The organism is Mesorhizobium sp. (genome assembly GCF_004963255.1).
Classification (GTDB): Bacteria; Pseudomonadota; Alphaproteobacteria; order Rhizobiales; family Rhizobiaceae; genus Mesorhizobium.
Genome location: NZ_SUGA01000020.1, coordinates 28087 through 52590, shown reverse-complemented (window position 1 = coordinate 52590; position 24504 = coordinate 28087). Strand labels below are relative to the sequence as shown.

At 64.4% G+C, this 24504-nt stretch carries 19 protein-coding genes; 9 read left to right on the top strand and 10 right to left on the bottom strand.

Features of this window, described 5'->3' with window-relative positions; genetic code table 11:
* Window positions 1-6: 6 nt before the first annotated feature.
* From E5X34_RS20275 to E5X34_RS20250, 6 genes are all read left to right on the top strand, one after another.
* A complete protein-coding gene (locus tag E5X34_RS20275) occupies window positions 7-828 on the top strand; it encodes an ABC transporter ATP-binding protein (protein WP_292568257.1) in 822 nt (273 codons plus the stop codon).
* Entirely contained in the window at window positions 815-1666 is an 852-nt protein-coding gene (locus E5X34_RS20270; protein ID WP_292568254.1) for an ABC transporter permease, read from the top strand. Before E5X34_RS20275 ends, E5X34_RS20270 begins: the two co-directional genes overlap by 14 nt.
* Window positions 1667-1810: 144 nt before the next feature.
* Window positions 1811-3109: a cytosine deaminase gene (locus E5X34_RS20265; RefSeq protein ID WP_292568252.1), complete on the top strand. Its 1299-nt coding sequence runs from the start codon at window positions 1811-1813 to the stop codon at window positions 3107-3109.
* Between the two features lie 2 nt (window positions 3110-3111).
* Window positions 3112-4509, top strand: coding sequence for an FAD-binding oxidoreductase (locus E5X34_RS20260; RefSeq protein ID WP_292568250.1), 1398 nt, complete (start codon window positions 3112-3114; stop codon window positions 4507-4509).
* Window positions 4509-5090: an NAD(P)H-dependent oxidoreductase gene (locus E5X34_RS20255; RefSeq protein WP_292568248.1), complete on the top strand. Its 582-nt coding sequence runs from the start codon at window positions 4509-4511 to the stop codon at window positions 5088-5090. The genes E5X34_RS20260 and E5X34_RS20255 overlap by 1 nt, the downstream gene beginning before the upstream one ends.
* Window positions 5090-5677: an NAD(P)H-dependent oxidoreductase gene (locus E5X34_RS20250; protein WP_292568247.1), complete on the top strand. Its 588-nt coding sequence runs from the start codon at window positions 5090-5092 to the stop codon at window positions 5675-5677. Before E5X34_RS20255 ends, E5X34_RS20250 begins: the two co-directional genes overlap by 1 nt.
* Before the next feature lie 165 nt (window positions 5678-5842).
* Here the strand turns inward: E5X34_RS20250 and E5X34_RS20245 are convergent, their stop codons facing one another.
* From E5X34_RS20245 to E5X34_RS20225, 5 genes are read right to left on the bottom strand one after another with little or no spacing between them, the layout of a single operon-like run.
* On the bottom strand, window positions 5843-8290 hold the full coding sequence (locus tag E5X34_RS20245; protein WP_292568245.1) for an FAD-dependent oxidoreductase: 2448 nt from the start codon (window positions 8288-8290) through the stop codon (window positions 5843-5845).
* The gene (locus tag E5X34_RS20240; protein WP_292568243.1) at window positions 8287-9468 is read right to left on the bottom strand and encodes a pyridoxal phosphate-dependent aminotransferase; all 1182 of its coding nucleotides are present in this window, start codon (window positions 9466-9468) and stop codon (window positions 8287-8289) included. Before E5X34_RS20240 ends, E5X34_RS20245 begins: the two co-directional genes overlap by 4 nt.
* Window positions 9468-10367 carry a homocysteine S-methyltransferase family protein gene (locus tag E5X34_RS20235; protein ID WP_292568241.1) on the bottom strand — a complete coding sequence of 300 codons (900 nt, stop codon included), beginning with the start codon at window positions 10365-10367 and terminating at the stop codon, window positions 9468-9470. The genes E5X34_RS20240 and E5X34_RS20235 overlap by 1 nt, the downstream gene beginning before the upstream one ends.
* A complete protein-coding gene (locus tag E5X34_RS20230; RefSeq protein WP_292568239.1) occupies window positions 10364-12817 on the bottom strand; it encodes an FAD-dependent oxidoreductase in 2454 nt (817 codons plus the stop codon). Before E5X34_RS20230 ends, E5X34_RS20235 begins: the two co-directional genes overlap by 4 nt.
* Window positions 12818-12837: 20 nt before the next feature.
* The gene (locus E5X34_RS20225; RefSeq protein WP_292568237.1) at window positions 12838-13425 is read right to left on the bottom strand and encodes an XRE family transcriptional regulator; all 588 of its coding nucleotides are present in this window, start codon (window positions 13423-13425) and stop codon (window positions 12838-12840) included.
* 235 nt (window positions 13426-13660) lie between these two features.
* Here E5X34_RS20225 and E5X34_RS20220 point away from each other — a divergent pair, with 235 nt between their 5' ends.
* Window positions 13661-14365, top strand: a complete 705-nt coding sequence (locus tag E5X34_RS20220) for a nitroreductase (RefSeq protein WP_292568234.1) — start codon at window positions 13661-13663, stop codon at window positions 14363-14365.
* 7 nt (window positions 14366-14372) lie between these two features.
* Here the strand turns inward: E5X34_RS20220 and E5X34_RS20215 are convergent, their stop codons facing one another.
* The 5 genes from E5X34_RS20215 to E5X34_RS20195 form a co-directional block, all read right to left on the bottom strand.
* Complete coding sequence (locus E5X34_RS20215) at window positions 14373-15755, bottom strand: MFS transporter (RefSeq protein ID WP_292568232.1); 1383 nt, start codon at window positions 15753-15755, stop codon at window positions 14373-14375.
* Window positions 15756-15978: 223 nt separating this feature from the next.
* On the bottom strand, window positions 15979-16566 hold the full coding sequence (locus E5X34_RS20210) for a sarcosine oxidase subunit gamma (RefSeq protein ID WP_366664896.1): 588 nt from the start codon (window positions 16564-16566) through the stop codon (window positions 15979-15981).
* 7 nt (window positions 16567-16573) lie between these two features.
* Window positions 16574-19567: a sarcosine oxidase subunit alpha gene (locus E5X34_RS20205; RefSeq protein WP_292568228.1), complete on the bottom strand. Its 2994-nt coding sequence runs from the start codon at window positions 19565-19567 to the stop codon at window positions 16574-16576.
* Complete coding sequence (locus E5X34_RS20200) at window positions 19564-19857, bottom strand: sarcosine oxidase subunit delta (protein WP_127252801.1); 294 nt, start codon at window positions 19855-19857, stop codon at window positions 19564-19566. Before E5X34_RS20200 ends, E5X34_RS20205 begins: the two co-directional genes overlap by 4 nt.
* A gap of 71 nt (window positions 19858-19928) precedes the next feature.
* On the bottom strand, window positions 19929-21188 hold the full coding sequence (locus E5X34_RS20195; protein ID WP_292568226.1) for a sarcosine oxidase subunit beta: 1260 nt from the start codon (window positions 21186-21188) through the stop codon (window positions 19929-19931).
* A gap of 192 nt (window positions 21189-21380) precedes the next feature.
* On the opposite strand from E5X34_RS20195, the gene E5X34_RS20190 reads away from it, so the two are divergent.
* The gene (locus E5X34_RS20190; RefSeq protein WP_292568224.1) at window positions 21381-23870 is read left to right on the top strand and encodes a mechanosensitive ion channel family protein; all 2490 of its coding nucleotides are present in this window, start codon (window positions 21381-21383) and stop codon (window positions 23868-23870) included.
* A gap of 294 nt (window positions 23871-24164) precedes the next feature.
* Window positions 24165-24428: a hypothetical protein gene (locus E5X34_RS20185; protein ID WP_042645040.1), complete on the top strand. Its 264-nt coding sequence runs from the start codon at window positions 24165-24167 to the stop codon at window positions 24426-24428.
* The last annotated feature ends 76 nt before the right edge of the window (window positions 24429-24504 follow it).

The window sequence follows — 24504 nt, the reverse complement described above, 5'->3', positions numbered from 1 at the left end:
CCTGAGATGATCCAGGAGAAAGTGGCTGAGACCCCGGCGGCATCGGGCGAGGCCCCGATGCTGCTTTCGTTGCGCGACGTCGGCAAGGTCTTTTCCAACGGCGTGACGGCGCTGAGCAAGGTCGACTTGGCGATCCGCGAGGGCGATTTCCTCAGCCTGCTCGGCCCGTCCGGCTGCGGCAAGTCGACGGCGCTCCGGCTGATCGCCGGCCTGTCGACGCCGACCTCCGGCCAGCTCGACTGGCGCGGTTCGATCGACCGCTCGAACATCGGCTTCGTCTTCCAGGAGCCGACGCTGCTGCCTTGGGCGAGCGTCTTCGACAATGTCTGGCTGCCGCTCAGGCTGAAGGGCGTGTCGCGCGCCAAGGCCGCGCCGGCGGTGATGGAGATGTTGGCGCGGGTCCATCTCACCGGCTTCGAAAATGCCGTACCGCGCGAGCTTTCCGGCGGCATGAAGATGCGGGTGTCGATCGCGCGGGCCATGGTGACCAAGCCGCGCATCCTTCTGATGGACGAGCCCTTCGCGGCGCTCGACGAGATCACCCGCTTCAAGCTCAACAACGATCTTCTGGAGCTGTGGCAGGACGAGCGTTTCACCGTCGTCTTCGTCACCCACAGCGTCTTCGAGAGCGTGTTCCTGTCCAGCCGCGTCGTCGTGATGGCCGCGCGGCCGGGCCGCGTTTTCGGTGAGCTCCCCATCCGCGCGCCTTATCCGCGCGACGAGGTGTTCCGGACCTCACCCGACTATGCCGCGCTCTGCCGGCAGGCCTCGGACGTGCTGGTGAACGCCATCAACTCAACCGCCGGACCACACCATGACGGCCATTGAAGACGCTGCATTGAAGCTCGATCCCGAAGAGGCGCGCCGCGTCCGCCAGGAGCGTCTGGAGCGGATCGGCAAATGGGTGCTGCCGCTGGCGATCATGGTGCTGGCGATCTGGCTGTGGGATCGCATCTGCGTCTGGAACGAGATCCCGCAATATATCCTGCCGCGTCCCGGCGTGGTGTTGCAGACGCTGCATAGCGACACCGGCCTGTTGTTTTCCTCGCTGCTGGTGACGCTCAGGATCACCTTCCTCAGCCTTTTGCTCGCGGTCATCGGCGGCGTCGGGCTGGCGGTGCTGTTCGCGCAGTCGAAATGGGTGGAGATGTCGTTCTTCCCCTTCGCCATCGTGCTGCAGGTGACGCCGATCGTGGCCATCTTCCCGCTGATCAACATCTATGTGAACAATCAGACGGTCAAACTGCTGCTCTGCGCCTGGATCGTCGCCTTCTTCCCGATCCTGTCGAACACCACGCTCGGGCTGAACTCGGTTGACCGGAATCTGCGCGACCTGTTCAAGCTCAACGGCGCGACGCGCTGGCAGCAATTGCGCTATCTGCGCCTGCCGGCGGCGATGCCCTATTTCCTCGGCGGGCTGAAGATCGCCGGCGGCCTGTCGCTGATCGGCGCCGTGGTCGCCGAATTCGTCGCGGGTGCGCAGGGGCAGTCGTCAGGGCTTGCCTCGCGCATCATCGAGGCCGGCTACCGGCTCAACGCGCCGCGCCTGTTCGCGGCGCTGATCCTGATCTCGCTCACCGGCATCCTGATCTTCCTGGTGCTGTCGCTGGTGTCGCATCTGATCCTGCGCCGCTGGCACGAGAGCGCGCTCAAGCAGGAGCATTAGGGTGATTGGCGTGATTAAGAACAGTGACTGCCTGCTTGGACCAGAGACGCTGCGAACAGGCGTGCGGAGACAGTCTCCGCACGGCCGTTCGGCGTGTCCCCGACCCAACAGAACGGTGTTGCATAGGACAGCGGGGGGCAGGCCTTGATACCAACCTCTGGTTCTTATCGCCTGGCTAACGTTCGGCTTCATCGATCGCTCACGCCGGGTGTTGCCGTCGCTTTCGATTCGGATGGGTTTGGGCTGGCCGACATTACCGTCGCTGAGGGCAAGATCGCCGACCTCGCCGCGCACGACCGGGCAGTGGCGCCAGCCGATGCCATCGACCTTGCGGGCCGGATCGTGCTGCCGTGCTTCGTCGACTGCCACACTCATATCGACAAGGGCCATATCTGGCCGCGAAAGCCCAATCCCGACGGCACCTTCATGGGCGCGCTCAACGCCACCGGCGCCGACCGCGCGGCGCGCTGGAGTGCGGAGGATGTCGCGCAGCGCATGGATTTTTCGCTGCGCTCAGCCTACGCGCATGGCACCAAGGCGGTGCGCACGCATCTCGACAGCGTGCCACCGCAGGAGGAAATCTCCTGGCCGGTTTTCGAGACGATGCGCGAAAAATGGCGTGGGCGCATCGATCTGCAAGCGGCCTGCCTGCTCGGCATCGAAGGCGTGCGAGACAAGGCCTGGTTCGAACGGCTGGCCAAGCGCGTCGCTGCGGCCAAGGGTGTGCTCGGCGTTGTGACCTATATGGTGCCCGATCTCGAGGAACTTCTCGACCAGGTCTTCGCTGAAGCCATCAAGCATGGGCTCGACCTGGACTTCCATGCCGACGAGACCGATGACGTCGCGGCGATCTCGCTGAAGAAGATCGCCGAGGCGTCGCTTTGGAACGGTTTCGAGGGCAACATCCTGGTCGGCCATTGCTGCTCGCTGGCGCGCCAGCCGGACCTTGAGGTTCTCGACACGCTGGACAAGGTGGCGAAGGCGCGGCTTGCCGTGGTGTCGCTGCCGATGTGCAACCTCTATCTGCAGGACCGCCGCAACAACCAAACCACGCCGCGCTGGCGCGGCGTGACGCTGCTGCACGAGATGAGGGCGCGCGGCATCAAGGTGGCGGTCGCCTCCGACAACACGCGCGATCCGTTCTACGCCTATGGCGATCTCGACATGCTTGAAGTCTACCGGATGGCGACGCGCATCCTGCATTTCGACCATCCGGTCGGAGACTGGCCGAAGGCGGTGGCGGCGACGCCGGCCGAGGTGATGCGTCTCGATGACGCTGGGACGCTTGCCGTCGGCGGCTCAGCCGATTTCATCGTCTTCAAGGGACGGAGCTGGACGGAATTGCTGTCGCGGCCCGAATCGGATCGCATCGTGGTGCGCGACGGGAACGCGATCGAACGCCAGTTGCCCGACTATGCGGAACTCGATGAACTGATGGTGTGATGATGGATATCGCAACCCTGAAGCGCGATCTCGACGGGATCAAGATCGACGACCATCCGGCGATCGTCCAGCAGAAGAGCCGCGACTTCTACTGGTATAGCCCGGTGCTGAAGGCACAGCTCGATCATGTCAAAGGCGATCTCATCGTCACGCCGAAGAGCGAGGACGAGGTGATCCGCGTGCTCGCGGCCTGTCACCGGCACGGGGTTCCGGTGACGCCGCGCGGCAGCGGCACCGGCAATTACGGGCAGGCGATGCCGCTGTCGGGCGGCGTGGTGCTCAACCTCGCCGAGATGAACGCTATCAAGGCGATCGCGCCGGGGCGCGTGGTGACCGGGCCTGGCGCGATTCTGGCCGAGATCGACAAGGCGACGCGGGCGCATTCCGGGCAGGAGTTGAGACTCTCGCCCTCGACCTACAACACAGCTTCGATCGGCGGCTTTATCGCCGGCGGCTCGGGCGGTGTCGGCTCGATCCGCTGGGGCGGGTTGCGCGACCTCGGCAACGTCATCAGGCTACGGACCGTGACGATGGAGGCCGAGCCACGCGTCATGGACCTGACCGGCGAAGAGGTGCTCAAGGTCATGCACGCCTATGGCACCAACGGCATCATCACCGAAGTCGAGATGCCACTGACTGCTTCCTATGACTGGATCGACGTCATCGTCGGTTTCGACGATTTCATGGAGGCGGCCGGCTTCGGCAATGATCTCGCCGTGCAGGACGGCATCTTGGCCAAGCTGATCACGCCGATCGCCGCGCCCATTCCTTACGACTATTTCAAGCGGCACCAGAAATTCTTTAGGCGCGAGCAGAGCATCGTGGTGTGCATGATCGCGCCGCATGCGATGGACGCCTTTGTCGCCTTCGTGCGCAGCACCAGGGGCGAGATCGTCTTCCGCGCCGACCAGGAGGCCGATCTCAAAGGATTGCCGCCGGCCTACGAGCTCACCTGGAACCACACCACGTTACGCGCCATCCGGGTCGATCCGACGATCACCTATTTGCAAGCACGCTATCCGTCGCCGGATCATCTCGCCCATGTCAAGGCGATGGTCGAGCGCTTCGGCAACGAGGTGCCGGCGCATCTCGAATTCATCCGCTTCGACGGCGCGATCGGCGCCGCCGGCCTGCCGCTGGTGCGCTACACAACGGAAGAGCGGCTCAACGAGATCATCCGTATCCATGAGGACAATGGCTGCTGGATCTTCAACCCGCACCGCTACACGCTGGAAGAGGGCGGCATGAAGCGAACAGACGATGTGCAGCTTGCCTTCAAGCGTCAGACCGATCCGCAAGGGCTGCTCAACCCCGGCAAGATGATCGCCTGGGAAAACCCCGCCTACGATTATCGCTCGGGCAAGCCCTTCCTGTTCAAGGGCCTGCAAAAGGCGGGCTGATGAACATCCTCGTGCTTTACGCGCATCCGGTGGAGACAAGCTTCAATGCCGGCCTGCACCGGACGATCGTCGAGCGGCTGACCGCGGCGGGCCACACGATTGATGACTGCGATCTCTATGCCGAAGACTTCGATCCGCGGCTGACGCGTGCCGAGCGCCTTGGCTATCACGATCCGCGTGGCCCAGCCGATGCCGTCGCCGGCTACATCGAAAGGTTGCAAAATGCTGAGGCGCTGGTGCTGTCTTTTCCGGTCTGGAATTACGGCTATCCGGCGATCCTGAAAGGTTTCTTCGATCGCGTCTTCCTGCCAGGCGTGTCGTTCAAGCTGGTCGACGGCAAAGTGCGGCCGACGCTGCACAACATCCGCAAGCTCGCTGCCGTGACCACCTATGGCGGCAGCCGCTTTCGCGCCATGCTGATGGGCGACCCGCCGCGCAAGATCGTCAAGCGCATGCTGCGGGCCACGATTCTGCCCGGCGCTCCAGTCTCCTACCTCGCGCATTATTCGATGAACCTTTCGACCGACGAGACGCGCAACGCGTTCATGGCAAAGGTCGCGGCCAGCATGGATCAATTCTGATGCGTGTGCTGGTGGTCTATTGCCATCCAGTGCCGGAAAGCTACTGCGCGGCGATCCGCGACACCGCCGTCGAGGTGCTGACGCGAAGAGGCTGGGACGTGCGGCTGCTCGACCTCTATGCCGAGAATTTCGATCCGGTGATGAGCTGCGAGGAGCGGCGCTTCTACAATGACCGGGCGCCGGAAGATCCGGCGCTCAAGCCGCACTTCGATCTTCTTATGTGGGCAGAAGCGATCCTCTTCATCTATCCGACCTGGTGGTATGGTCTGCCGGCGATGCTGAAGGGCTGGTTCGACCGTGTCTGGGCGACGGACATCGCCTTCAAGCTGCCGGCCGGCAAGGGGCGGATCACGTCGCTGATGCGGCATGTCACCAAGGTCGGCGTCATCACCACCTGCGGCGCGCCGACCTGGTGGAGCGTCGTCGTCGGCCAGCCGGGCCGCAAGACGATCCTGCGCGGCATGCGGGCGTTGTGCGCCACGCGCTGCAAGACGTTCTTCCTGGCGCATTATCTGATGGATTCGTCGACGCCGAAGAGCAGAACGGCGTTTTTGGGGAAGGTGAGGGCGAGGTTGGAGAGGTTTTGAGGGCCGGTTTTCCCTTCTCGCTTTGTGGAGAAGGGAGCCGCGTAGCGGCCGGATGAGGGGTGTTCCAGGGAAAGCCAGCGTCTCACTCCGCTGGAGCACCCCTCATCCGTCTCGCCGCTGCGCGCCGATCCACCTTCTCCCACAAGGGGAGAAGGTAAAGCCGCGCTACATCTTCACCCGTTCCGCCTTCGGATCATACATCGGCTTCAGCGATGCCTCCGCCGCGAAGCGTTCTCCTGCGATCTCCACCTCGTAGGAGGAAGCCAGCACATCCGCCTCGCTCTCAGCCTCACAGGGCACATAGCCAAGCCCGATCGCGCCGCCGAGATGGTGGCCGTAATTGCCTGAGGTGATCGGGCCGACAATCCGGCCATCGCGCAGGATCGCCTCGTTGTGGAAGAGCAGGGGCTCGGGGTCCTTGAGCCGGAACTGCACCAGCCGGCGTGACAGGCCGGCTTCCTTCTTCCTGAGCACCGCGTCGCGGCCGATGAAGCCGGCTTTGCTCGTTTTCACCGCGAAGCCGAGGCCGGCCTCCAGCACATTGTCCTCGTCGGTGATGTCATGGCCGAAATGGCGGAAGGCCTTTTCGATGCGGCAGGAATCCAGCGTATGCAGGCCGCAGAGCTTCAGGCCGACATCGGCGCCGGCTTCAGTGATCGCCTCGAAGACATGGGCGGCCTGCTCGGTCGAGACATAGAGTTCCCAACCAAGCTCGCCGACATAGGTGACGCGATGAGCACGGGCCAGCCCCATGCCGATCTCGATCTCCTGGAAGGTGCCGAACGGATTGGCCGCATTGGAGAAATCGTTCGGGCTGACCTTCTGGATCAGGTTTCGCGAGTCGGGCCCCATCAGGCAGATGACCGCTTCGGCGGCAGTCACGTCGGTGATGACGACGAACTCGTTGGCGACATGCTTGCGCAGCCAGGCGAGGTCGCGCCGCAACGTGGCGCCCGGCACGACCAGGAAATAGGCCGTCTCCGAAAGTCGCGTCACGGTGAGGTCGCTCTCGATGCCGCCGCGCTGGTTGAGCATCTGCGTGTAGACGATCCTGCCTGGCGCCACGTCCATTTCGTTGGCGCAGAGCCGCTGCAGGAAGGCGCAGGCATCGCGGCCCTCGACGCGGATCTTGCCGAAGGAGGTCATGTCGAACAGCCCGACACCGTTGCGCACGGCGAGATGCTCGTCGCGCTGGTTGTCGAACCAGTTCTGCCGCTTCCAGGAATAGCGGTATTCGCGCTCCTGGCCGGGCCTAGCGAACCAGTTGGCGCGCTCCCAGCCCGCCACCTCGCCGAAGACGGCGCCGCGTGCCTTGAGATGCTCGTGCAAGGGCGAGCGGCGCACGCCGCGTGAGGTCGCCATCTGGCGGTAAGGGAAATGGTCGGCGTAGAGCAGGCCGAGCGTTTCGGAGACGCGCTCCTTAAGGTAGCGGCGGTTCTTCTGGAACGGCTGGGCGCGGCGGATGTCGACTTCCCAGAGATCGAAGGGCGCCTCGCCGTCGTTGATCCATTCCGCCAGCGCCATGCCGGCGCCGCCGGAGGAGACGATGCCGATTGAGTTGTAGCCAGCCGCCATCCAATAGCCGGAAAGCTCCGGCGCCTCGCCGAGATAGTAGCGGTCGTCGGGCGTGAAGCTCTCGGGACCGTTGAAGAAGGTATGGATGCCGGCAGTGCCCAGCATCGGCATGCGGTTAACGCCCATTTCGAGGATCGGCTCGAAATGGTCCATGTCCTCGGGCAGCTGGTCGAAGCAGAAATCCTCGCGGATGCCGTCCATGCCCCAGGGTTTTGCGACCGGCTCGAAGGCGCCGAGCATCATCTTGCCGGCATCCTCCTTGTAGTAGGCGCACTCGTCCGGGACGCGCAGCACCGGAAGACGGGAGAGGCCGGGGATCGGCTCGGTGACGAGATAGAAATGCTCGCAGGCATGCAGAGGAATAGTGACGCCGTTCTGCCGGCCAAGCTCGCGCGCCCACATGCCGGCGCAGTTGACGACGATATCGGTCTCGATCGTGCCCTGATCCTCGCGCTGCGCCCAGGAGACCCCGGAGACGCGACCATTCTTCGTGTGAACCTTGGTGACCTTGACGTTCTCGATGATTGTCGCGCCCCGCTGTCGCGCGCCCTTGGCTAGCGCCATGGCGATGTTGGCCGGGTCGCACTGGCCGTCGAGCGGCAGATGCACGGCGCCGACCACGTCCGAGACATTGAGATGCGGATACTTCTCCTTGACCTCGCGCGGCGAAATCTCGCGCACATCGACGTCGAAGGCGCGGGCAAGCGAGGCCTGCCGATAGATCTCGTGCTTGCGCTCTTCGGTCAGCGCGACGGTGATCGAGCCGACCTGGCGCATGCCGGTGCCGACATCGGTCTCGGCCTCCAGCTTGACGTAGAGGTCGGCCGAGTATTTCGCCAGCCGCGTCATGTTCTGCGAGCCGCGCAGCTGGCCGATCAGGCCGGCCGCATGCCAGGTGGTGCCTGACGTGAGCTGCTTGCGCTCCAGGAGCACGATGTCGGTCCAGCCGAGCTTGGCCAGGTGATAGGCGACCGAGCAGCCGGAGACGCCGCCGCCGATGATGACGGCACGGGCCTTTGTAGGAACAGTCTTGGTCATGCGGCCTCGCGGCGGTAGTTGGAGGCGAAGCGGCGCAGGCGAAGTGCTGCTTCCTTGAGGATGGGCTCGGGCTGGCAGAGACTGATGCGGATGTGGCCGGCGGCGGCCTCGCCGAAGCTCGACCCCGGCATGACGCCGACCTTCTCCTTGTCGAGCAGGCCCCAGGCGAATTTCTCGTCGTCGGGTTCGATGGCGGAGATATCGAGCATGACATACATGCCGCCTTCCGAGCCGTGCACGGTGACGTCGTTCATGCCGCGTATGGCCTCCAGCATCAGGGCGCGGCGCGCGGCGTAGCGTTCGGCGATCTCTTTCACGCCATAGTGGTTCTCGAGCGCTTCGGCGCAGGCGATCGAGATGAAGGCCGGCAGGCCGTAGGTCGTCACGAGGTTGAGATCGGTGAGCAGCCGGATCATCTCTGTCGGGCCGGTCAGCCAGCCCATGCGCCATCCGGTCATGCCGTGGCTTTTCGACATCGAGTTGATGACCAGCGTGCGCTCGGCCATGCCGGGCAGCGAGCGCGGCGAGATGTGGTCGCCGCCACCGAGCGTCCAGTAGACCTCGTCGGACAGCAGCCAGAGATCGTGCTCCTTGCAGATTTCGGCCAGTTCTTCCAGCCGCTCGCGCGAATAGACAGCACCGGTCGGGTTGTTCGGCGTGTTGATCAGGATGGCTCGGGTGTTGGGCTTCAGCGCGGCGCGGATCATGTCCGCACGGGGCTGGAACCCGTCCTCTGCCGGTGTCTCGACCACAGTGAAGGTCGCGCCGGCGGCGCTGAAGGTGTTGGGGTAAGTGGCGTAATAGGGCGCAACGACGATGGCGTGGTCGCCAGGATCCAGCACGGTCTGCACGGCGGCATAAAGCGCGGCCTGGCCGCCTTGCGTTGCGATGATCTCGTCGGGTTCCGTCTCGATGCCGGTGCAAGCGGTGGACGCCGCCGCCATTGCCTTGCGCAGGCGCGGCAGGCCGGGCAGCGGCGTATAATGGTGGTTGCTGCCGCGCACGGCGTTGACGCAGGCCTCGATCGTTTCCGAGGGCGTGTCGAAGTCGTGGTCGCCGACCGACAGCATGATGATGTCCTCGCCGGCCTGCTGGCGCGCCCAGGCGGCCGAATGGACCTCCCAGCCGTCCTTGCCCGACGGAACGATAGCGGTAATGCGCTTCGATGGTCTTGGCATCACTGAACTCCCGATATCCGATGGCCGGCCTGTTCGAGCCGGTCGCGCAATGCGGCGATGTGAGCGGGGCCGACCTCGCAGCAGCCGCCGACGATATGGGCGCCGGCATCGACCCAGCCCATGGCCTGGTTGGCATAGGCCTGCGGGTCAAGGTCGTGGCGGGCGTGCAGCACATCAACCGTGCCGCCATGTTTCAGCGCCTCGACCGAGGTGAAGCCATTGGCGTAGGCACCGACAGGCCCGCCAAGCGCGATCAGTTCGGATATTGCGGCGGTAACCACTTCCGGCCGACAGCAATTGATGAGCCTAGCGGCGACCGACAGGTCGCCGAGCGCGGCTGAAGCCGCAGCGATCGTTTCGCCGCTGCGCAGGCGTGGTGCGCCATGGTCGGAGAGCGTCCAGGACACCCATACAGGCTTGCCGCTTTCCGAGGCCGCGGTGACGGCCGCGCGTGCCTCCTCTGCCGAGGCCATGGTCTCGCAGAGAAACAGATCAACGCCGTCCGCCTGTTCGGCGACGATGCGGCGATAGATGTCGAGCGTCTCTTCGAAAGAGATGGTCAGAGCCGGTGCGTAGCTGCCGAAGAGAGGCGACAAGCAACCGGCGATCGCGGTGTCGCCGGCTTCGTCGCGAGCCTGCGTCGCCAGTTCGATGCCGCGCTTCTGCAAAGGCCGGAACAGGTCCTCCGCGCCCTCGCGCGCCAGGCGCTCCGGTGTTGCCGCATAGGTGTTGATGGTGATGACGCGGGCGCCCGCCTGGATGAATTCGATATGCAGGTTGCGCACCAGATCCGGCTCGTCGATCAACACCCTGGCCGACCAAAGCGGCGTCGGCTCGGACTTGCTGCGGCGAACCAATTCCTGGCCCATGCCGCCATCGGTGAGGATGACGGAAGTCATGCCCTCAACCTCTCATTCTTCGGATCCCATAGCGGCTCGTCTTTCTGGACAACGGCCTTGAAGCGATCGCCGAAGATCTCGACTTCGACCGCCGTGCCCGGCTCGGTGAGATCGGTGCGCAGCATGCCGAGCGCGATCGACTTGCCGACGCGGTGGCCCCAGCCGCCCGAGGTCGTCTCGCCGACGATCTTGCCGTCATGCCAGAGCGTCGACATGTAGGGCGCGTCGCAGTCGCCGGGGTTCTCGACGACCAAAGTGACGAAGCGCTTCTTCACGCCTTGCTGCTTCTCATTGAGCAAGGCCGTCTTGCCGCGGAACTCGGGCTTGTCCCATTTGACGAAGCGCTCCAGCCCGCCCTGCAGGATCGAATAGTCGGTGGAAAGGTCGCCCTTCCAGGCGCGGTAGCCTTTTTCGAGCCGCAGCGAATCCAGCGCATACATGCCGAAGGGCTTCAGGCCGTGCTTCTGGCCGGCTGCCCAGACGGCGTCGAAAACAGCAAGCGTGTCGGCAACCTTGGTGTGGATTTCCCAGCCGAGCTCGCCGGCGAAGGAGACGCGCACCAGCTTCGCCCAGCGTCCGGCAATGGTCGTTTCCTGATGCGTCAGCCAGGGCAGGGTCAGATCGGCGTCGCAGACTTCGGCCAGGATTTTGCGCGAGTTCGGTCCGGCGAGGATCTGGGTCGAGTATTCCTCGGTCCGGTCGGTCAGCGTGAAGCCTGCGTCCTTCGGCATGCGCGACTTTAGCCATTCGAAATCGTGCCATTGCGCCACAGCCGCGGTGATCAGCGTCATCAGGTCTTCGCGGTGGCGCACGACCGACATCTCGGTGACGATGCGGCCCTTGTCGTCGGCGAAATAGACAAGGCCGATGCGCCCGGGCTTCGGCACCAGGCCCGTGACCTGCAGCGACAGCCATTCGGCGGCGCCTGGACCTTCGAGGTTGAAGCGTGAGAAGCCGGGCAGGTCGAGGATGCCGGCGGCATCGCGCACGGCGAGGCATTCCTCGCGCACCGCGCGGTGCCACGGCCCGTCGCGGCGGAAGGTGAGCGTCGCTTCTTCGGAGGTGTCGTCGCCGGATCCAGCATACCAGGTGGCGCGCTCCCAGCCATTATAGGCGTCGAACTGGCCGCCCAGCGCCTTGATGCGCTCATGCAGCGGCGAGAGCTTGCGGTTGCGCCCCTCCGGCCAGGCATGGCGCGGGAACTGGATGGCGTATTCGTTGCCGTAGATCTCCATGCCTTTGGCGACACAATAATCGGGCGCCGAGGCAAAGCTAGTGAAACGGCGCGGATCGCAGGACCACATGTCCCATTCGGTCTGGCCCTCGGTGACCCATTCGGCCAGCACCTTGCCGGCGCCGCCACCCTGCGCGATGCCGAAGGTGAAGACACAGGCCTCGAAGGCGTTGGGCACGCCGGGCATCGGTCCGATCAAGGGATTGCCGTCCGGCGCATAAGGGATCGGTCCGTTGATCACCTTGGAAAGGCCGGCTGTGCCGAGGATCGGTACACGGGCAACGGCGTCGGCGAGATAGTGCTCGAGACGGTCCAGATCGTCGGGGAAAAGCTGGAAGGAAAAATCCTCCGGCATCGGATCGTTGTGGGTCGCCCAATGCGCGCGGCAATTGCGCTCATAGGGGCCGAGATTCATGCCGCTCTTTTCCTGGCGCAGGTAATAGGAGGTGTCGACGTCGCGCAGCAGCGGCAGCTTGTGGCCCTGCTCCTTCGTCCAGGCGGCAAGCTCGGGGATTTCCTCGAACAAAATGTATTGATGGCTCATCACCATCATCGGCACTTCGCGGCCGAACATTTTTCCAACCTCGGCGGCCCGGTAGCCGGCCGCGTTGATGACGATCTCGCAGCGGATCTCGCCCTGCGGGGTAGCGACTACCCATTCGCCGTTCTCGCGGCGCACGCCGCTGACCGGGCAGAAGCGGATGATCTTGGCGCCCATGTCGCGCGCGCCCTTGGCGAGCGCCTGGGTCAGCTGCGCCGGGTCGATGTCGCCGTCGCTCGGATCATAGAGCGCGCCCTTCAGATCATGCGTCTCGATGAAGGGATAGCGGCGCTTGATCTCGTCGAGGCCGACGACGTCGATGTCCATGCCCTGGTAGCGACCCATGCCCTTGGCGCGCTGGAATTCCTGCATGCGCTCTTTGGTATGGGCGAGCCGGAGCGAGCCTGTGACATGGTAGTTCATCGGATAGTCGACCGCTTCGGCGAGCCCCCGGTAAAGCTCGGTCGAATAACGCTGCATGTTCATCAGCGACCAGGACGAGGAGAAGGTCGGCACGTTGCCGGCGGCATGCCAGGTCGAGCCGGAGGTCAGCTCGTTCTTTTCCAGAAGCACGCAGTCGGTCCAGCCCGCCTTGCAGAGGTGATAGAGCGATGAGCAGCCGACGACGCCACCTCCGATGATCACCACGCGTGCCGTGGTCGGCAAACCCGCCATGTTTCTCTCCTCCAATTCAATCAATATACCGGCGGTGAAACCACCCAGATGACGACCGCCGGCTCGGTGCCCGGATTGCGCCAGCGATAGGGCTTGCCCTCGAAGCGGAACGAGTCGCCTTCGCCAAGCCGATGCCAGACGCCGGCGATCTCGATGTCGAACAGTCCGGAGACGATGTATCCGGCCTCCTCGGTCGGCCGAAGCGCCGCGGTCTTCATCTCGGCGCCAGGCGCGAAGACTGAGCGCACCACCTCGAAACTACTGCCGAGATCGGGCGACAGAAGCTCTTCCACCAGACCCGATTCACTTGTGCCAAGGACGCGGCGGCGGCCGGCGCGCACGATCACGCCACGCTCTTCCTCGACCGGCACGTCATGACTGAAGAACAGGCTGATCGGCACATCGAAGAGGTCGGCGAAGGCGCGCAAATCGCCGACCGAAGGCACCGAGAGCCCGCGTTCGACCTGGCTGACCCAGCCGATCGAACGGCCCAACTTGAGCGCAATTTCGCTGAGCGTGAGGCCGCGCGCCTTGCGCAGCGCGCGGATGTCGCCGGCCAGCAGCCGGTCGCCATTGTCCTGCTCCGATCTGGCGGTGGTCGAGCTCAAAGGCCTCTCATGAAAAAATCCGGATAAATTTCATGAGAGGGTAAAACCATGAAAAAATCAAGGAGATTTTCATAGGCCACAAGATTTGCTTGCGCGTTTTCGGCGGTTGATGCAAAGGCTCGCGCACGAGCGGCGAGTGGGGCGCACGGTCGGAGACCAAGTTAGTTCATAGTCTGCGGATGGTCGTCAAGGAAACCGTGTTGTGGGTTTCTGGCCATGCCGAAAGGGACGACCCATGCTTGAGAAGAACATCCGGATCGCGTCGGATGCGGAGATCGTCGATGAGGCGATCACCTCGCGCCGGTCGGTGCGCGCTTTCCTGCCGGATATGGTCGATGACGACACGATCCGCGCGATCCTGGCGGTCGCCGCGCGCGCGCCGTCCGGCACCAACATGCAGCCCTGGCGCGTCTACGTGACCAAGGGCGACGTCAAGCAGCGCATCAGCGACGCCATCCTCAACTCCGGCATCCGTGCCGAAAAGGCCGAGTGGGACGAATACCGCTATTATCCCGACCAGTTCTTCGAACCATATCTGACGCGCCGGCGCGCCAATGGCTTCGGCCTTTACGGCGCGCTGGGCATCGGCCGGCGCGAGGTCGACAAGATGCGGGCGCAGCACGACCGCAACTTCATCTTCTTCGATGCTCCCGTCGGCATGATCTTCACGATCGACCGGAGACTGAACCAGGGCTCGTGGATCGACTACGGCATGTTCCTGCAGAACATCATGGTCGCTGCACGAGGCAGGGGGCTGCATACCTGCCCGCAGGCGGCCTTCGCTCCCTACCATCGGCAGATCAGGCCGGTGCTCAACATTCCCGACGAAGAGATCGTCGTCTGCGGCATGGCGCTCGGCTATGAGGACACGTCCAAGCCCGAAAACGAGTTCCGCACCGACCGCGCTCCACTCGAGGACTGGGTGACCTTCGCGGAATAATGCTGCCTTAATCGGTACTCATATGCGCGCCGTGGCCGCTGACGTGGGCGCCATCACGCGGCGTCAGCCGCAGGTAAGCCGATAGCGCGCAAAGCGTGATCAGCCCTTCGACGACGAACAGGATGCGATAGTCGTCGACGCTGGCCTTGCCGCCGCCGGCAAGCAGCGACAGCAGCGCCGCCGCGAGACCGACGCTGATCGCCACCGCGAGCTGCCACAGGATGTAATAGAGCGCGCTGAAGCGGGCGAGTTGCTCCGGCGCGATGTCCGAATAGGAAAGATTGCCGGTCGAGGCCCATTGCACCGAGCGGAAGACGCCGAAAACAAAAATGTAGGCCAGCACGATCCAGGCCGGCAGGCTCTCCTGCATCAGGGCAAAGCCCGCGACCAGCAAGGCGACGATCGGGGTGTTGGTGACCAGCACGCGCCTGAAGCCGAAGCGGTTCAGAAGGCGTGGCATGAAGAAGCGCATGATCAGGGATCCGATCGCGGCGACGAAGGTCAGCGATCCGGCCTGCACGGCGCTCATGCCGAAGCCGAGCTGGAACATCAGCGGCAGCAGGAAGACCACGGAGCTGAGGCCGATCGTGTCGAGGCTGCCTCCAGTAAGGAAGGAGATTCGAAACGTGCGGATGCGCAGCAGGTTGAGGTCGAGCAGCGGGTTGCGGGCGCGCAGGCAGTATAAGGAGGCAACCGCCAGGATGACGATCGCCAGGCCAAGCTCGATGCCAATCAGGCTGCCCGCGGCATCCTTAGCGGCAAGCGAGTCCATGCCGAAGATCAGAAGACCCATGCCGCTGCCGACGAGCAGGAAGCCCGGAAAATCGAACGGCGTGCGCACCGGCTTGGTCGTTGACGGAAACAGCGAGGCGGCCAGCAGCGCCGCGGTCAGCGCGATCGGGATGTTGATATAGAAGATCCAGCGCCACGAGACATAGGTGGTGAGCGCGCCGCCCACCAGCGGTCCGACCAGCGGTCCCGATTGCCCGGCGAGCGAGATATACATGTTGATCTTGAGCGTACGGTCGCGCGGGAAACTCGACAGGATCACGACCTGGCCGAGCGTGCCCATCAGCGCGCCGCCGCAGCCCTGCAAGGCGCGCGAGCCGACCAGCATCCAGATGTTCTCCGAAAGGCCGCACAAGGCCGAGGCGCTGGCGAAGACGAGCAGGGCGAAGCAATAGACGTTGCGCAGCCCGAAGCGGTCGGCCAGCCAGCCGCCGAGCGGCATGGTGACGATGAGGCTGGCGACATAGACGGTGATCAAAAGGCCAAGCTGGCTTGGCGGGCGGTCGAGGTTCTCGCCGATGCCGGGCAGCGCCGTGACCACGACATTCTGGTCGAGGCTCGTCATGAAAACGCCGCAAGCGACGGTTGCCGGCAACAACATCGACGGACCCTCCGCCGGAGCAAAGCGGGTCGTGGCCGTCGCCGAAGTCTCAACAGTCATGGAAGGGTATGGTCGAACTGGTTGCCTGAGCGGGCGTCTGCCTTGGCAAACACTCGTGATTCCTTAGCTATCGCGCCTGCTGGCCCAACGCTCAAGCAGCAGTTGTAGCCGTCGATAGTGCCAGATAGCCTGCTGGCCCAATGCGCAGCCGGCAACGCCGTGTCTATTGCACCTCGTAGCCGACTTCTTCGCTGGCGTGGCACAGCGCCTTCCAGAACGAGCGCGCGAAGGAACGGAAGACGTAGATGTCGAACTGGTCGGCGCCGCTGCGCTGGATCTGGGCGAAGATGTCGTGATGATTGGTCGAGCGGCCGGCGCCGAGCGGGAAGGCCGGCAAGGCAAAGTCGATGGCGAAGAACTTCGCCATCACCCATTCGGCCTTCGGGCCGGCGATGCGGATCGCGGTGCGGCCATGCGAAAGATCCGTCAGCGTGCCGATGGCCGGCGTGATCGATCCGGCAAAGGCCTGAGCCAAGCCCTCAGCCTCATCCACCACGGTGAATTTCCCCGACGCGAAGCCGAAGACGGCGCGGGTGCCGTTGCTCACCCCGCCGCCGGCGCCGTCGGGCAGGGCAAGGCCGGTGACCTTGCGGATGATCTCGATCAGCCGCTTCTCCTCGCCCGGCCATGCGGCAAGCTGCAGGATCGAGCCCGGCCGCGTCTCGGAAAGGATGACATCGACGCCATGTTCGAAATTGCCGTGCGAACCCGGATGGTACTCCGGCTCCAGCGGCGACTGGCGCTCGGGCAATTGCTGCTCAGCCATGCATGCGGCTCCCGTCCGGATCGTAGAAATGGTTGGAGACGATCTCGACCGGCCCGAACCGGTTGCGCAGCGGATCCGAGACGAAGGCGCGGGTCCCGTGCCGCGCCTTGCCGCCCTTGACCAGGGCCAGCGCGATGTATTTGCCCAGCGCCGGCGAATAGCAGCAGGCGGTGATGTGGCCGAGCGAATCGTGCGGATTGGCTTCGTCCAGTTCCTCGACGATATGTCCGCCGCCGTTGAGGGCCCGGTTGTCGAGGGCGATCAGCCCGACCAGCTCGAGCCGGTCGGGCGCAATCAGGCCTTCGCGGTCCATCATGGCCGAGCCGATGAAAGGCTTCTTCTTCGACAGCATCCAGTCGAGATGGAGGTCGCGCGCCGTGGTGCGGCCGTCGATCTCGGCGCCGGTGACATGGCCCTTTTCGATGCGCATAGTGCCCAGCGCCTCGAGCCCATAGGTGACAAGGCCAAAAGGCTTGCCGGCCTCGATCAAGGCTTCCCAGACGCGGGTGCCGTAACCGGCACCGGAATAGACCTCGAACGCCATCTCGCCGGAGAAGGACAGTCGGCAGATCATCACCGGCACGCCGGCGATCCGGCCATGCACGATGCCCATGAAGGGCAGGGTGGCGTTGTCGACGGCAGTGCCTGTGACGCAGGAAGCGAGGATGGCGCGCGCGTTCGGGCCGCCGATCGCAGCCCCCGCCCATTCGTCGGTGACCGAGGTGACGGTGACCTTCAATTCCGGCCAGATGACGTCCAGGAAATATTCCAGATGCTGCATCACCTTGCCGGCATTGGCGGTGGTGGTGGTCATCAGGAAATCCTGTTCGCCGAGCCGCCAGGTGGTGCCGTCGTCGAAGGCCAGTCCATCCTCGCGCAGCATCAGGCCGTAGCGCGCCTTGCCGACCGCAAGCGTCGAAAACATGTTGGTGTAGACGCGGTCGAGGAACTCGGCCGCGTCAGGCCCCTGCACGGCGATCTTACCCAGCGTCGAGACATCGACGATGCCGGCGCTGTCGCGCGTGGCTCTTGCTTCCCGCACATAGGCCTGCTCGACCGTCTCGCCGGGGAGGCCATAGATCATCGGGCGGTACCAGAGGCCGGCCGAATACATCCTCGCGCCATTGGCGATGTGCCAGTCATGCATCGGGGTCAGCCGCTCGGGCTTGAGGTCGCCGAAGCGCTCTGCCGCCAGCGAGCCGATCGACACCGCCGTGTAAGGCGGGCGGAAGCGCGTCGTGCCGACTTCGGGGATCGGCTTGCCGAGCGCCTCGGCCATGATGGCGAGACCCGGCACGTTGGAGTTCTTGCCCTGGTCGGTCGCCATGCCGAGCGTGGTGTAGCGCTTCAGATGCTCGACCGAGACGAAGCCTTCGCGATGCGCCAGCCGCACGTCCTCGGCGGTGACGTCGTGCTGGAAGTCGACAAAGCTCTTGCCCTTGGCCCTGATCTCGAAGACCGGAGCCGGATCGGGATCGCCCGGAGCCGCCTCGACGACGGGCAGGGGACCGGATGAAGCCGTACCGCCAGCCGCCTGGAGACCGGCGGCGCGACCTTCCGCGATTGCCTGCGCTGTCGAAAAACTGCCGGTGAAGGCGCCGGCGCCGATCCAGCGCTGCGTCGGCTTCGGCGGCAGGAAAGCTTGCCTGGCAGGGTCCCACTCGGCTTTCGCGCCGGCCTGGCTGGCGAGGTGGATGGTCGGCGACCAGCCGCCCGACATCAGAAGGCTGTCGGCGTGGATGCTGCGCTCGTCGCCGCTGAGCGAACCGCTCATGGCGTCGAAGCGCTGCACCTTGAGGCCGGTGAGCGCCTTCCCGCCCTCGGTCGCGACCACGGCGTGACCGGCAAGCAGCTCGGCTTCCGCATCGCTCGCCAGCCGGCGCATCTCGTTCGAGACATCGCCGCGGACATCGATGATGGCGACGACCGCCGCGCCAGCCTTCTTCAGGGCGACGGCCGAGCGGTAGGCGCTGTCGTTGTTGGTGAAGAGCGCGACGCGCTGTCCAGGCAGCACGCCATATTCAACCGCGTAGCGCTCCGCCGCATGGGCCAGCATGACGCCGGGACGATCGTTTCCAGGGAACACCAGCGGCCGCTCGAAGGAGCCGGTGGCGAGCACCACCGTGCCCGCACGGATCGCCCAGTAGCGCTGGCGCGGCTCGCCCTTGGCGGCGACTTCCTTGTGGTCGGTCACCCGTTCAAGCGCGGCCAGCGTGTTGCCGTCGTAATAGCCCCACACCGTCGTGCGCGGCAAAAGCCGCACATTGTCGTTGCCTGCGAGCTGCGCAGCCACACGCTGGGCCCAGTCGGCGGCAGGCATGCCGTCGATGGTTTCGCCCGACCAGTTGGCGGAGCCGCCGAAATGGGCTTCGAGATCGGCGAGGATGACCCGGGCGCCCTGGTCGGCGGCGGCCTTGGCCGCCATCAGGCCGGCCGGACCGGAGCCGACGACCAGCACGTCGCAGAAAGCGTTCATGCGTTCGTAGCGCGCCGGGTCGTGGGCGGTGCCTGCCTTGCCGAGACCGGCGGCGCGGCGGATGAAATGCTCGCAGAACATCCAGAAGCGCGTGCCCTTCAGCGGACCGATCACCGGCCCCATGAAGGTCTTGTAGTAGAAGCCGGCCGACAGGATCTTGCCGCCAAGCTGGTTGATGGCGCCGATGTCCCAGGCGAGCGAAGGCTTGCGGTTCTGGCTGACGGCGACGAGCCCGTCATAGATCTCGACCATGGTGGCAGGGATGTTGGGCTCGCGCACTTCGCTGCGCAGCACCGTCACCAGCGCATTGGGCTCCTCGACGCCAGCGGAAAGCAGGCCGCGCGGGCGATGGTATTTGAACGAACGGCCGAACAGCGTCACGCCGCTGGCGAGCAGCGCCGAGGCCAGTGTGTCGCCGGCATGGCCGGTGTAAGGCGCTCCGTCGAAGGTGAAGCGGATCGTGCGCAGCCGGTCGATGCGACCGCCGGTCTCGGTGCGGCGAGGGCTCACGAACGGCCCTCCGCCCTGTTGTCGGCAGATTTGTGGCCGCCGCGGGCGAAGGCGGTGCTCAGGATCTCATGCGTGATGGTGTTGCGCACGACCCTCAGATGCGCGCGGCAACCGCCGGAATGCTGCCATATCTCATTGTGGTCGCCGGCCGGATTGAGCCGGTCGTAGACATAGGCGTTCCAGGCGTCGAGATCTTGCGAGGCCGGCTGCGGCCGCTCCCGGTTGCCGTCGCCCTGATAGGTGAATTCGATGACATCGCGCGGCCCGCAATAGGGACAGGTGATCAGCATTTTCTTGTATCTTCTTGTTCAACCATGATCTTTTCCAAAAACCGGTTCCCATTTCTTGGGATCATGGTTCCCTAGTGCAGCCGCGGATTCGCGCCCTGGCCTTTGTCGTCGATGATCAAGCCGCGATAGAAGCGGTCGAGCGTGAAGGGCGCGTTGAACTCGTGCGGCTCGTCCTTGGCGATGGTATAGGCAAAGCACCAGCCGGAGGCGGGCGTCGCCTTGAAGCCGCCGTAGCACCAGCCGCAATTGAGATACATGCCCGGCAACGGGCCGGTGGTGATGATCGGCGAGCCGTCCATCGTCATGTCGCACAGCCCGCCCCAGGAGCGCAGCATGCGCACCCGGGCGAGACCCGGGAACAGCGCCAGCATCTCGCTCATCACCTCATCGACGATCGGCAGGCTGCCGCGCTGGGCGTAGCTGTTGTAGCCGTCGAGGTCGCCGCCATAGACGAGGCCGCCCTTGTCGGACTGCGAAATGTAGAAGTGGCCCATGCCGAAGGTGAGAACGGTGTCGATCACCGGCTTCAGCGATTCCGAGACGAAGGCCTGCAGCACATGGCTTTCGATCGGCATGTGCGAAATGCCGGCAAGCTGCATGACGTGACCGGTGCTGCCGGCAACGGCAAGTGCGACCTTCTTGGCGCGGATTTCGCCACGCGTCGTCGAAACGCCGGTGATGCGACCGCCGTCGCGCAGGAAGCCGGTCACCTCGCAATTCTCGATGATGTCGACGCCGCGCCGGTCGGCGCCGCGCGCATAGCCCCAGGCGACCGCGTCGTGACGGGCGGTGCCAGCCCGCGGCTGCATCAGCCCGCCAAGCACCGGGAAGCGGGCCGAACCCGAGACATCCAGCGCCGGCACAAGCCGCTTGATCTGCTCGACGCTCATCAGTTCGGCGTCGACGCCGAGATGGCGCATGGCGTTGCCTCGTCTCGCATAATCGTCGAGCTGAGCAGGGGTGTGCGCAAGGTTAAGGCAGCCGCGCTGCGAGAACATGACGTTGTAGTTGAGGTCGTGCGAGAGGTTCTCCCACAGCTTCATCGAATGCTCGTAGAAGCGTGTGTTCTGCGGCAAGAGATAGTTGGAGCGCACGGCCGTGGTGTTGCGGCCGACATTGCCCGAGCCCAGCCAGCCTTTTTCCAGCACGGCGACATTGGTGATGCCGTGTTCCCTGGCAAGGTAATAGGCGGTCGAAAGACCGTGCCCGCCGCCGCCGATGACGATCACATCGTAGGAAGCCTTGGGGTCAGGCTTGCGCCAGGCGGGCTTCCAATCCTTGTTGCCGGCCAGCGCATTCTTGAGCAGCGAAAAGGCTGAATATTCCGCCATTCTTCCTATCGTCCTTATGATGCGAGGCGGCAGACTATAGAGCAGGCGGGAAGCGCAAAGCCAAGATTGCGCCATCGCTTTTCGACAGGCCGACTCCGCTCGACGCGACCGGGACGGCTTGCCGCCCGATAGACCGGTCTTTATCAAGGGCGGAATTTCGAGGATTTTTCGGCCGCGAGTCGCCACAACGCCATGTTTTTCCGCCTGCTGCGCCTGATCTTGGTCGTCATCGTCGCTGTCTTCGGGCAGCCGGTGTTCGACGCGTCGGCGCAGGCGATCGGCCACGGCTCGGCGCAACTCGTCGCCGACCAGACCAAGGTCATCCAGGACCTTACGACCAGGACGGACGGGCTGGAGAAGAAACTGGGCGACCCCGACCAGGACGATGCGGGGCTGGTCGATATCCGCCTGCAACTCGAGGATATTTCGCGGGCGGCGCTGACCAGCGCGCTGGCATTCCGCCAACGCCTCAACGATATCAACGCCCGCGTCGAGGTGCTTGGGCCGCCTCCGGCACAGGGGCAGCCGCCCGAGCCGGCGATCGTCAGCAACGAGCGCAGCGCGCTTGTCTCGGAGAAGGCCGAGATCAACGCCGTCGTCGCCAGCGCGCAGAATCTGTCGATCCGCGTCAACGGGCTGGTCGACAAGATCGCCGTCATGCGCAGCGAACTTTTTCGCAGCGTCATCACCAAACACTATGACCTGAACGACGCGCTGAGCCCGCAGGCCTTTTCCGACGCGCATGACCAGATCTCGGGTCTGTACAAGGCGGTGTCGTCCTGGCTGAGCTTCGCCCTCAAATTCAAGTTCCAGGCGATCCTTGCCGCGACGCTGATGGCGCTGGCGCTGGCGGCCGTGCTCTTGATCGGCGGCAGGCGCTTGTTCGGCCGCATCTTCGAGGCCGACCCAACCATCGAGGAGCCGTCCTATCTCAGCCGGCTGTCGGTCGCCTTCTGGTCGACGCTGCTGCCGACCCTGGCGCTCGGCGTCTTCTTCGCCTCGGCCGTGTTCTTCTTCAACTATTACAATGTGCTGCGCGGCGACATTGGCACGTTCCTCAATGCCCTGCTGACGGTGATCGGCATGGTGTTCTGCGTCAACCGGCTGACCAACGCCGCCCTTGAGCCGCGGCTGCCCAACTGGCGCCTGATCCCGGTCGCGACGGGGCCGGCGCGCTGGCTCGTCGGGCTGACGACCGCGATGGCCCTGGTGCTCGGCTTGAATTACTTCCTGTCGGTCGTCAACGAGAAGATGGGCTCGCCGCTTTCGCTGACGATCGCCAGGAGCTTTATCGCAACCATCATCATCGGCGTCATCCTGATCCTGATGGGATGGTTGAAGCCTTTCAAGGCGGAGGACGGCTCATGGCGTCCCTGGCCGGCCTGGCTTCGTTTCATTGCCGTCGGGCTCGGCCTGTTCACCATTGCCGCGGCACTGCTCGGCTATATCGGCCTGTCGCTTTTCGTCGCGTTCCAGGTTGTGGTGACCGGGACCGTCCTGGTGACGGCCTATATCGGCTTCCTGTCGGCGCGCGCGATCGGCGAGGAGGGAGGTTTCGCCGACACTTCGGTCGGGCGCTGGCTTTCGGAAAATTCAAGCTACGAGGATACCGCGCTCGACCAACTCGGGCTGGTGGTCAGCATCGCCATCAACCTGATGATCGTCGTGGTGTTCCTGCCGCTGATCCTGTTGATGTGGGGATTCCAGCCCGGCGATATCGAGGCCTGGGCCTATAAGCTGGCGACCGGCGTCTCGATCGGGTCGGTGACCATCTCTTTCCTAGGCATCCTCAGCGGCATCGTCGTCTTCGTCATCGGCTATTTCCTGACGCGCTGGTTCCAGGGCTGGCTGGACGGCTCGGTGATGGCGCGCGGCAAGGTCGATGCCGGCGTGCGCAACTCGATCCGGCTCGGCGTCGGCTATGCCGGCGTGGCGATTGCCGGCCTGGTCGGCATCTCGGCGGCCGGCATCGATCTTTCCAACCTGGCGCTGGTTGCCGGTGCGCTTTCGCTCGGCATCGGCTTCGGCCTGCAGAACGTCGTCTCGAATTTCGTTTCGGGCCTCATCCTGCTTGCCGAGCGGCCGTTCAAGGTCGGCGACTGGATCGTCGCCGGCGATGTCAGCGGCACGGTGCGCAAGATCAGTGTGCGCGCCACCGAGATCGAGACCTTCCAGCGGCAGTCGGTGATCCTGCCCAATTCGAACCTCATCAACAACGCGGTCGGCAACTGGACGCATCGCAACAAGCTGGGGCGGGTCGAAATCAAGGTCGGCGTCGCCTATGGCAGCGACGTGAGGCGCGTCCATGCCATCCTGCTGGATATTGCCCGCGCCCATCCGATGGTGCTGAAGAATCCGGAGCCGTTCGTCCTCTTCGCTAATTTCGGGGCGGCCGCTCTCGAGTTCGAAATTCGCGTTTTCGTTGCCGACATCATGAACAGCAGCGTCGTGCAGAACGATATTCGTTTCGCCATCTTCGATATCTTCGAGGACGAGCGGATCGAAATCCCGTCGACGCCGCGCGCCGTGGTCGAGACGAACAAGCACGAAGCCTGGCCGATCGACGACGACAAGATCGAAGCCGAATTCGCCGAGCGCCAGAGGCTGGAGGAGGAAGCCGCGGCCGAACGGGAACGGCTTGCCAAGATAAAGCGGAAGGGCCGCAAGCCCGACCCAGGCTGAGGTGTGCTGATATTCAGGTGAAGCCGGTCTGCAAATGGCGGGGTCCTGCGCTTCCGGTGCTCACGTACTTCAAGTACGCTCTGCTCCGGTTCTCGGACCCCACCACTTTCGACTCGGCCTGACCTGAATCTCAGCACACCTGCGGCGCGGGCACATCCGGCGTCGAAACCGATTGTGGCATGAATGCGGCATTCAGTTGCGGTTCAGGTAACATCTCATATAAGCTTCGATGCAAAGGGCGAGAATGCCTTGCAAATTTTGAACAGAGGCGGTGTGTGAAACACCGGAAATGCAATGTGGAAGTCTGTCGTTGCCGCCATCGCTTTGCTGGCCTTGGGCGGTTCGGCTTTCGCCGCCAGCGCGATCAACAGGGACGCTCAGACGCGGACCCTGGTCGTGACCGAAGGCGGCGCCAAGAGCGAGCTGACGCTCGGTGCCGGCGAGACGGTGGAGTTCTGCTCGAACGGCTGCTTCGTCACCCTGCCCAATGGTGACCTCGAAGCCCTGACCGGTTCGGAAACGGTCGAAATTTCGGGTGGGACCGCCCGCATCAAGTAACGCGCCACGGATTGGCGCGGCAAGATTGGCAAAGGCCGGACCGATGTCCGGCCTTTTATCGTTTCCGGTAGCCGAC